At 58.1% G+C, this 9,246-nt stretch carries 6 protein-coding genes; 3 read left to right on the top strand and 3 right to left on the bottom strand.

The window, feature by feature from the left end:
- Positions 1-445, top strand: a 445-nt coding sequence (locus VN887_09875) for a hypothetical protein (protein ID HXT40319.1), incomplete at its 5' end; no start/stop codon positions are given.
- Here the strand turns inward: VN887_09875 and VN887_09880 are convergent.
- Positions 434-4,777 (bottom strand): amylo-alpha-1,6-glucosidase, encoded by a 4,344-nt coding sequence (locus VN887_09880; GenBank protein HXT40320.1) that lies wholly within the window; start codon positions 4,775-4,777, stop codon positions 434-436. The two genes, VN887_09875 and VN887_09880, sit on opposite strands and share 12 nt — an antisense overlap.
- 505 nt (positions 4,778-5,282) lie before the next feature.
- Here VN887_09880 and VN887_09885 point away from each other — a divergent pair.
- Positions 5,283-5,522, top strand: a complete 240-nt coding sequence (locus VN887_09885) for a DEAD/DEAH box helicase (GenBank protein HXT40321.1) — start codon at positions 5,283-5,285, stop codon at positions 5,520-5,522.
- Here VN887_09885 and VN887_09890 read toward each other — a convergent pair.
- Positions 5,457-7,979, bottom strand: a complete 2,523-nt coding sequence (locus VN887_09890; protein HXT40322.1) for a glycosyltransferase — start codon at positions 7,977-7,979, stop codon at positions 5,457-5,459. The genes VN887_09885 and VN887_09890 overlap by 66 nt on opposite strands.
- A gap of 156 nt (positions 7,980-8,135) precedes the next feature.
- Positions 8,136-8,510, bottom strand: a complete 375-nt coding sequence (locus tag VN887_09895) for a hypothetical protein (GenBank protein HXT40323.1) — start codon at positions 8,508-8,510, stop codon at positions 8,136-8,138.
- Between the two features lie 457 nt (positions 8,511-8,967).
- Between VN887_09895 and VN887_09900 the strand changes: the two genes are divergently transcribed.
- Positions 8,968-9,246 (top strand): type II secretion system protein (locus VN887_09900; protein ID HXT40324.1); only part of this gene is annotated, 279 nt, incomplete at its 3' end.

Here is a 9,246-nt window from a genome sequence, read left to right on the forward strand (position 1 = left end):
GCCCTTCGACCAGGAACCGGAATATGTGATCGCCGGAGGCCTGGTGTTTCAGCCGTTGACGAAGAATTTCCTTCGCAGTTGGGGGCAGGACTGGGAACGGCGCGCCCCCTTCCGGCTCGCCTACTTCCGCAACCAGGACCCGTCGCCGGAACGTCCCGCAATCGTGATTCTGTCGCAGGTGCTGCCTGACATTTACAACCTCGGCTACCAGGAATCGCGCCAGCTTGTGCTTGAAAGAGTGAACGGCCGGAAAGTGAATTACCTCCAGGACTTGCAGCAGGCGCTCCAAAAGCCCGTGAACGGTTTCCACACACTTGAATTCATGAAAGGCGACACGTTGCAGCGCCTCGTCCTCGACGCCGCGACGCTCGAAGCAGCGACCAAACGCGTCCTTGAGCGCTATGGGATTGACAAGGAAACCGTCATCGCCTCCTCAACGAAGTAGCATCCACACCCGCAACGCTTCCGTTACACCCCAGGCCTGCGCATCGCAACCGCGCTGCTGATGCGGCGCATCGCCGTCGAGGATCTCCGGAACCTGGCCCGGGCAGCCTTCCTCCATCAGCCGTCCCATGCTCCCGAGATAGGCCTTTGCCGCCGCGACCGCTTCCGGCGCGAAATCCCAGGCGCGTGCCAGTGCTTCGCAGAACACAGGAAACGTCCATGTCCACGCCGTGCCGTTGTGATATGCCGGTTTGCGGTGCGTGTCTTCGTCGCCCTCGTAACGTCCGCAATACGGTTCGGTCGGATTGTTCAGCAGCCGGCCATCGCTGCCAAAAATCGGGAGCGGCAGCGAAACCGGCAGTGGCGCCAGCGATCGCAGCGCGCCGGGCACGACAAGGTATTTCAGGGCCGCATCAATGCAGCGGCGGGCGCGTTCACCGGCGACGAGTCCCAAGCTGATCGCGAACAGGCAGTTGCTGCGGAGTGCGTCGTCCACCCTGGCGCTTGATGCCGGTTCACCGCGTTTCGCCAACAGCGCGTCCGCGAAGTAACCGCTCACGTCCAGCCAGAAATATTTCTGCAATGATGCCTCCGCGCGATCGGCCAGCGTGCCCCACGGTTCACCGTCGGTTTTCGCGCCGGTTCGTTCCATTTGCTTCAACAGACGAATCCACAGCGCCTGGATTTCTATCGGGAAGCCCTCGCGCGGCGTGCCGGCCGGGAAACTGGTGTCCATCCAGGTGAAATGGCCCGGACTCCACAGCAGCGCGGATTCGGGGTCCATGCGAATGCCATTCGGCGTGCCGTCGCGGTAATGCGTCGCGATGCTGCGCAGCACGTCGGCGATCGCGCGGCCCCTCTGATCCACAGTGGTTGAATAAAAACTGTTTCCACACGGGACGGCGATCTCTTCACAGGCCACGCCGAACCACAGCGGCGCGTCCGAGGTGTCCCGGTTGGACGCATCCTCGCCATGGATCGTGTTGGGCAACGTTCCCTTTTCTTCGAACCGCGCGAAGGTCAGAAGGATTTGTTTCACCTCCTCGACCATTCCGGCCACGAGCAGCCCGCGTGAGCAAATCAGCGTGTCACGGCCCCAGTCCAGAAACCAAGGATATCCCGCGATGACGGTTTTTCCCCCGCCTCGCCGGACAACAAACGCTTTCGCCGCCTGCAGAAGTCGCGAGGCGAACGCGTCGTCACCGGGGCCTTTCGTCGCGTCCGATGGGGGAATCCGCAACCCGGGACCCGGAACGTCCTTTTCCGCAGTGACGACGAGCGTCACAATTTCACCCTGGACCAGCGGCAAATCAAACCAGCCCGGACTGTAGGCGTCGCCACTCGCAGTTTGGCCGCGGCTCGCTTCGACCGGATGCGGAATGTTTTCACACCACTCCGGCTCGGGGTGAAACTCGCCGGTATCGCTGAGCACGCGGAGTTGCCTGTCCGGCGCCGGCGTGAACTCAAAACCCGGCCGATCTGGCATCGGTCGGGTGTTTCCGGAAAAATGATTCTCCGTGGTGTCGTTGCGTCTCGTTTCCGAGTGGAAGTTCCGGTCCTCGATGTCCACGCGCACGGTCAGTCTCACACTCCCCGGAGGTACGCGCTTCGTCGCGTCCGCGCTGTAACCAAGCCACAACAAGGTCGTGTTCTGTCCCGCGATCATCCCTGAGGACATCTCAATCTCGACGGTGCATCCGTCGCCGGCGTTGGCCGCGAACCGCCAGCGCGCCGGCGGTCCCGGCTCGAACGCGGCGAGGTTGCCGGCATCGAGTGCGGAAATAAATCCGTTTGCATTTGCCCAAACCCGGATGCGTTTGGCGAAAATGTGCCGGTCCACCGGCACGCTCGAATTCAGGTTTGCTCCGAGCAGACAGTCGTATTTCGAAGTGATGCGTCCCAGATCGGCGCATAATCGCGCCATGCCGCCAGTGCCGTTGGTCAGCAGGACGACCTTCGAGTTCAACTCCCGCATTTCGGATTTCGGAGTTCCCGGCGTTGAGGAGAGAAATCGAACCGCCCCGCAAACCCGCTGGTCGGTGATGCCGTATCGTTCCAGAAACAGCTCCGCATCGCCTGCGATGGGGCGCGGCGGAAAGCAGGCTACGTGACCTTTTCCGGCGGCGACGGATTCCCGTCGTTGCGCCGCGCGCGCGCCAGGTTGCAAGGTCGCGCGAAACGGCGCATCGTCGCGGATCAACAACCAGTGGCCCGGCGGAACAAGCGTGACGCGGCGACGGTCAAGCAGGCTCCACGTTACAACTTGCTGGAATTTATTTCGCGCCATTGCGGCCCTCAAAGCCGCGACGATGTCGGTGCGGGCAAGCTGTCGGTCGAGGTACGCCAGCGAACCCATAAAACGCTGTGCGTCCTCTTCCACGAGCGCGGCCAGCGCGTGCCAGTCATGTGGCCCGATGTTTTCGGGCTCGATTGTTTCGCTCAACGCGGCAACGGCCCAGGCCGCTTGCGCGCTTGCGCGACGATACGCGCCACCGTCCAAGTCTCCCGTTCGTTTCTCAAACGAAAGGCAATAACAGGCGCCGGGGTCGAGAGCGAAGGTCAGTTTGCCATCACTTGATGCTGTGATCTTCGGCGCGGGCTGGCCAAGCAGGTCTTCAAATCTGGCGGCAGGAGCGCGTCGTGTCTCCGCCGCGCCGCTCGCGCCCACAGGCTGGCGAGTGGACGCCTTATTATCGCCCATGGCAATGGGCGCCTCCTGCGGTTTCTCCGCGTCCGTGTTCACCAGAACCAGCACGGCGTCCTGGCCGTCGGCGGACATGCGTTGCAACGCCAAGACCGGCGATTCGACCGGGCTAAGCCGCGTGAGCTTTGCACCGTCGAAGAAACATGGATGCCCGGTGAGCAGACGGTTCAGTTGTTCCAGTTCGGGAATGATGTTGTCAGAACTGCCCCAGGCGAGGCCGGATCGGCCGTGCACGAGAATTTTTTCCGAGGCGAGCCATTCGACGCCACACGTGAAACCGAACGCGCCGTTCACGCTGGCAAGCGCGCAAAGGCGGTTGCGAAGAAGCGACCACGCGCGGCCCTTCTTTGCCAGCCGGTCGTTGTCGTGCGTTTCGCTGTAATGCGCCAGCACGCCGACGCGCCGGCTTTGCTTGTGCGCATGGTCGAGATAGCCGGCCACCTGCGACCCGGAGAATTCCTGGAACAACTCGGAGTAGGCCCACTGCATCCCGCCCTGGGTCAGCAACGCTTCCGTTTCCGTCCAACCGCCGCCGAGTCCTTCGAGCAGGAAAATGGTTCCGGGAAATTCTTCACGCACGCGGGCAACGATGTACTGCCAGACCGGCATCGGCACCTTGTAGCCGGCGTCGCAGCGAAAGCCGTCCACGCCACGCCGGCACCAGGTGAGAAATGCCTCGGCCAGTTCGTCCCAGAGCGCGCGATGCCAGGGATCGAGTTCGACCAGATCCTCCCACGTCACACCCCAGGCGCCGGGACTGGCGAACGCGCCGTCGGGCTTGCGCAAAAACCATTCGGGATGGCGTTCGTGCAGCGTGGAACTCCAGCCGGTGTGATTGATGACCAGATCGAGAAACAACCGCGCGCCGTGCGCGTGGACCGCGTAAGCCAGTTCGCAGAACTGTTCGACGCCGGTCGTTCGCCGGTCGAAGTCGATCAACGCGGGATCGATCGCCGTCAGGTCGAGACCGGCGTAAGGACTCCCGAAGCGGCCGAACCGCGCGAAAGTCGTGGGTGTCGGATTGACGGGCAGCAGCTGAAGAATGCGGCAGCCGAGCGTATCAACGATGTGCGGCAGCTCCTTGATGACGTCACGCAGTTTGCCCGAAGGCGGGATGACTGTGTGCCCCTGTTTGTCCAACTGCTTCGACTGCGCGTCCTGGTGACGATCAACGGCGCTCACTGCGGCTTTTGTTTCGCCAAACAACCGTGTAAACGCGCAGTAAATCGTGTTGGCGGTGCGATAGCTGTCCGGATGAACCGTCACGCCAACATCCGGCCCCTCCGGCCATATCTGCCAGCCACGCCCGTCAACCGCGTAAGCCTTGGCTTTGAAATAGCCGACTTCAGCCAGTGTCAACTCGATGGACCACTCGTTGCTTTCACGTCGCATCGGGGTGTCACGCCACGACGCGCCGGTCATCGGTCTTCTGCCGCCGCGCGAAGTGATGATTTCCCGGCGCAGGTCCGACCCGCGGCCGAGGTTGGTTCGCAGCAGGGCGCGGCAATTCTCCGGCACCGGCCCGCCTTCCGCGCCGCGCAACGTAAAACGAACGCGGTCGCCGACGAAGCGCAGGAGGCACTCGCCGGTCGGCGGAATCATTTCCAGTTTGAGTGGTGAAGCGCCCATGCCGTCAATCCCATTCGCCACTTAGGATTGGCAGGCAGGAGCGAGAATGCAATTCCGGAGGTGAGACGGCGGCAATCGAAGAAATTTTGTCGGCGGCGTAACAAGCTCAGAGTGAAACAAAAAATCATTCAAAACCACATCTTTACCCTTCCCGGTTTCGTCCACGACACTAGCCGCAGCTCCAAATCGCAATCCTATACTCACCGGCGCCTTGAGAGGTGATTTTGTTTTATAAGGGTTTCCCTACGGATCAACATAGGTGCGCACGCGTTCCCAGTCTGGATTGCGCCTAACAAGAGAATCGTCTCTTCTCAACGCGAATTCGTAGTAGCGCTTTAACAATCCTACCTCTCCTTGTCCAGTTTCGGGTAACACGTCACCCCTTGCGCGTCGATCGAAACGTGTTTTCTGCGCAACAGGTTCCTGCCGGCGGGAACATGGAGGGTTGTCCCGGTGTCGTGAAAGAAAGGCTGGCGACCTGAAATCGCCACGGGGAGTCTGCGCCATGCCGTTTTCCAAATTGAGCCTTTCCCTGGCGGTTGTCGAAGGTGTCAAGGCAAGGGGCTACATTGAGCCGACGCCGAATCAACTTCGCGCCATTCCGTTGATTCTCGCCGGACACGATGGCATCGGCAGCGCGCAGACCGGCACCGGCAAGACCGGAGCGTTTGTCTGCGGGTCAGTTTTTTTCCTTAAACTCGTATTTCTGAAGATTAAGTTGTCCCGCGATCTCATCGACCAATAGAGCGACCGACTGCTGCTGGTGCTGTTTTTCATCTTCCAAACACCACCCCAACAGAGGCGTCCCGAGCAGAATCATCCAAAGCCAGGGTTCTAAAGACGCGAACAAGCTGATCAGTAAAAGTTCCCCGAAAAGCAGTAGCCAAAAAGCGAATAACGCTGGAAGTGACCAAGTCGCCTTGAAACGACAGCGGAGAAATCTTTTGTTGTGGCTCAATTCCTCCGCGACCGTTGTTAAGCGTACCCGACTCCAGCGGCTGCCGAATACTTCAACATCATGTGCGCTCCAACCCGAGTCCCATTTGCTTTGCCAGCCACCCAGATCAAGCCCAGACAGGATCCTGTTCAGAAAGGTATATCGGTCGGCACCTTCGTTGGACCAATAGCAACTCGTTTCAACAAGTTGACTTTGATGAATGCGGTCGTCCGAGTCGGCTGCACCGCTCCTTGGTTGCGGTCTGGCGCGAATATCCCAACGCCATCGGTATCGGGCCCACCCGCGTACGACCGGCTGCAGAAAGAAAAGCACCGCCACAAGCGGTCTGGACCAGAACTTCCGTTTCTTTTTCGGTAATTCAGCCTGAATGCAAGCCACAACACAAACGCCGAACGAAGTCAAAACGCTGACCAGCGCGACTGGAGCAAGCTTATGAAAGGAAATCGACAGGGCCAGCAGGGGAAGGTTTATCAACAAATGATATTCGAGTGACGTGCAAAACATGAGCGCAAAAGACGGCGCAGGCGTGTACAATTTCTGAAAAAAACCGCTGCCGAACAAACCGTGATAAACCATGGGCCGGCTGAGCGTGACCCCGAACTTCGAGGCCGAATAGATTCGACCATGCCAGATACCGCCACCGAACGCGCTGAAGTATTCGGGATGTTTTTGCAACAGTAAGGCTTCCGCCTCGCCGTAACCATTCTGCTGCTTTAGATACGCCTTCACCGTCGAGCGTCGATAGTGCCAGACGAACCCTGCAGGACTAAAGCCGATCTTGTGTCCGCGTTCTTGGAACCTCCAGCAGACGTCAACATCATCGCCCGCCTTCCGGAATACGGGATCGAATCCTCGGATGTCATCCAACGCCCATTTGTAGAAACCCATGTTGCATCCCGGGACGTGCTCGGCTTCGCGGTCGGTGAGCATTACGTGCGCCGGCCCTCCCGGCGACACCAGCACCGCTGCCGCGACTGATGAATCCTCGGGAGGAAGGAAGTTGTGTCCGCCGATTCCCTTGTAGTCCCCTCGCAACAGGTCGCCAACAAGATATCGCAGCCAATCGTCGTCCGCTCGACAGTCGGAATCGGTGAAAGCAATGATTTCACCTGAAGCTGCGCCAACGCCAGTGTTGCGAGCGACAGAAAGGCCCTGGTTGCCTTGTCGCAAATAGCGGACTTGAGGATACAGCGACGCGATTTCCAGAGTGTTATCAGTGGAACCGTCATCCACTAGAATCACCTCGTATTCGGGATAATTGAGACGCGCCAGAGAATCCAGGCAGGCTTTCAAAGTGCGCGCGCCGTTGTAGCTGGCGACAATAACAGAGACCTTGGGGAAACGCGGTAATGGAAAATAGGGGGCAACGGCGTACGCTTTTTGCACTGTACGAAACGACTCTTTCGGTTGGCGTGCATGCGTTGTCAGACCGAACTCCCAATCTTCGATTTGCCGACCACTCCGGAACCAATCGTCCGTGAAACTGAAGACTATCGTTCCAGCCGCGCCGGCGCGGAACGCAGCCTCCGTCTGTGACGCCAGGAGCTCACATTTGAGCCCTTCGCCCTCTCTCTTGGAGTCGAACCCAAATTCTCCGAGGACCAGTGGTTTGTCGCCAACCAGTGATTGCAACCGCGCCAGGTACGCTTCAAAAGAGGCAAGCTGGTGCAGGTAAACATTGAAACTGCAGAAATCAATTCCCTGCGGCCGCAGGAATTCTGTTGGAGGAAAAGAGGCGAAAGTGCACAGGGCTTTATCATCGATTCCCTTGGCTTCTTCAACAAGAAGGTCGATAAAGCACTCGACCCTCCTCACGCCGCTCCAGCGCACAATTTCCGCGGGAATCTCATTTACCACACTGTAAGCGAAAACTGCAGGATGAGCCCTGCAATCGGTCACGGCCCGGCGAACTGTTTCCCGGGCGTGCTTTTGCGAGGCGGGTTCCTCCAAAAAACACCGATGTTTTTCCCACGGAATGTCGATCAATAACTTCAAACCGTGTTCCAACGCTAGATCCAAGACCCAGCGCGGAGGGACGTAGTACACGCGGAGCAAATTGGCTCCGAGTTCACGATGTTGTTGGAAATCATTTGTCGTTTGTGCGGGCGAGGCAAAAAACTCGCCGCGATCGTTTGGAGCAAAGGGGCCGTAGGTCACGCCTTTCAGGTAGAACTTCTTCCCGCAAAGGCGAAAAAATTTACCGTCCACGTCCGCTCTTCCTTCTGCACTGTCGAAAACCTGCATGATTACTGTGGCGCGCTCACTTGCACGTGAGCCGGCTTTAAACCCGCGCGGAGCGTCTCCCGCGCATATACGATGCCCCTCGTTCGACCGGCCGATGTATTGTGGAGCGCGTATGAATTCGAGTGATCGTCCGCTCCGATGCAAGGGCAATTGGAATTATTCTCCCTCGACCATCTTGAGATCTCGCGCAAGGTTTCTCTCCGACCTTCTCTCCAGTTCATTGCGGACTGACCAGTGGAATTTCCAAACGAGGCTCTCCGGATGCTGGTTTGACGGATCGACCAATGGGAACGTTCTCTCCAGATCATCCAAAAGCGTTCTTTCAGATTGTTTCTCCAAGTCGCGGAGCAAACGATCATATAGCTGACCCGCTTGTTGCGCATACCCCTTCGCTTGTAAAGAAATGAAAGCCTCGCGCAGTCGCACATGCCTGTCCTTTTGAACGTCAAATTGTCGGACCACCATGACACTGCAAAATATCAACAAAAAAAAGAAAACCAAAACAAACCGGTTCTGGCGTGGAAAACGCATGACGATTTTGTACTGAAGCGATCCGTACTTCGCAACGCAATTGCGTCCCAACGACCAGTCGCACACTGCGGAAACCGTCTCACGGCTTCTGGAGGAGCGCCGTATTCTTTCACCGAACCCAGTCTGCCCGGCGGCAAACGCCCATGTTGTTGTTTTGGGGGGCAGCACCCAATGCCGGCACTCAGTGGGAATTATAACCCGATCTCGTTCGTTCCAAAAGTGCCTCGCAGATTCCAGTCCAGACTGTTTAATTCGTTAACAGGTACCTATTACTAAGATCGTTTCACTGAGACTTGACGGTGTAAACAAAACTGAACAGTAGCGCCGAAAAGTGATTTCATTTGTTAATCAGTATAACCGTTTCAGATTTATGGTTCGGGCTGTTTTCCCGCCTTCGTAGGACTCAAAAGACCAAGATACTTGGCGCATTGATTGCTGATAGGTTTGGCAGAGACGTATGAGACATAATCGAAAGCCAGACTTTACACACCGCACAGGTCGTCAAGGGTTTACGTTAATCGAACTCCTGGTGGTCATTGGTATCATCGTCGTTCTCAGTCGCCTACTGCTGCCAGCCTTGGCGCGAGCGAAACAAAAAGCAACCCAAGCCAGTTGCATGTCCAACCTGAAACAGTCCGGGGTGGCCTTGCAGATGTACACGGACGATCACGAAGATTATTTGCCTGGCCCGTGCTACAGCGGCGCGAGAGCAAGCTACGATGTGAACTCAAGCACG

This window comes from Candidatus Angelobacter sp. (assembly GCA_035607015.1).
Lineage (GTDB): Bacteria > Verrucomicrobiota > Verrucomicrobiia > Limisphaerales > AV2 > AV2.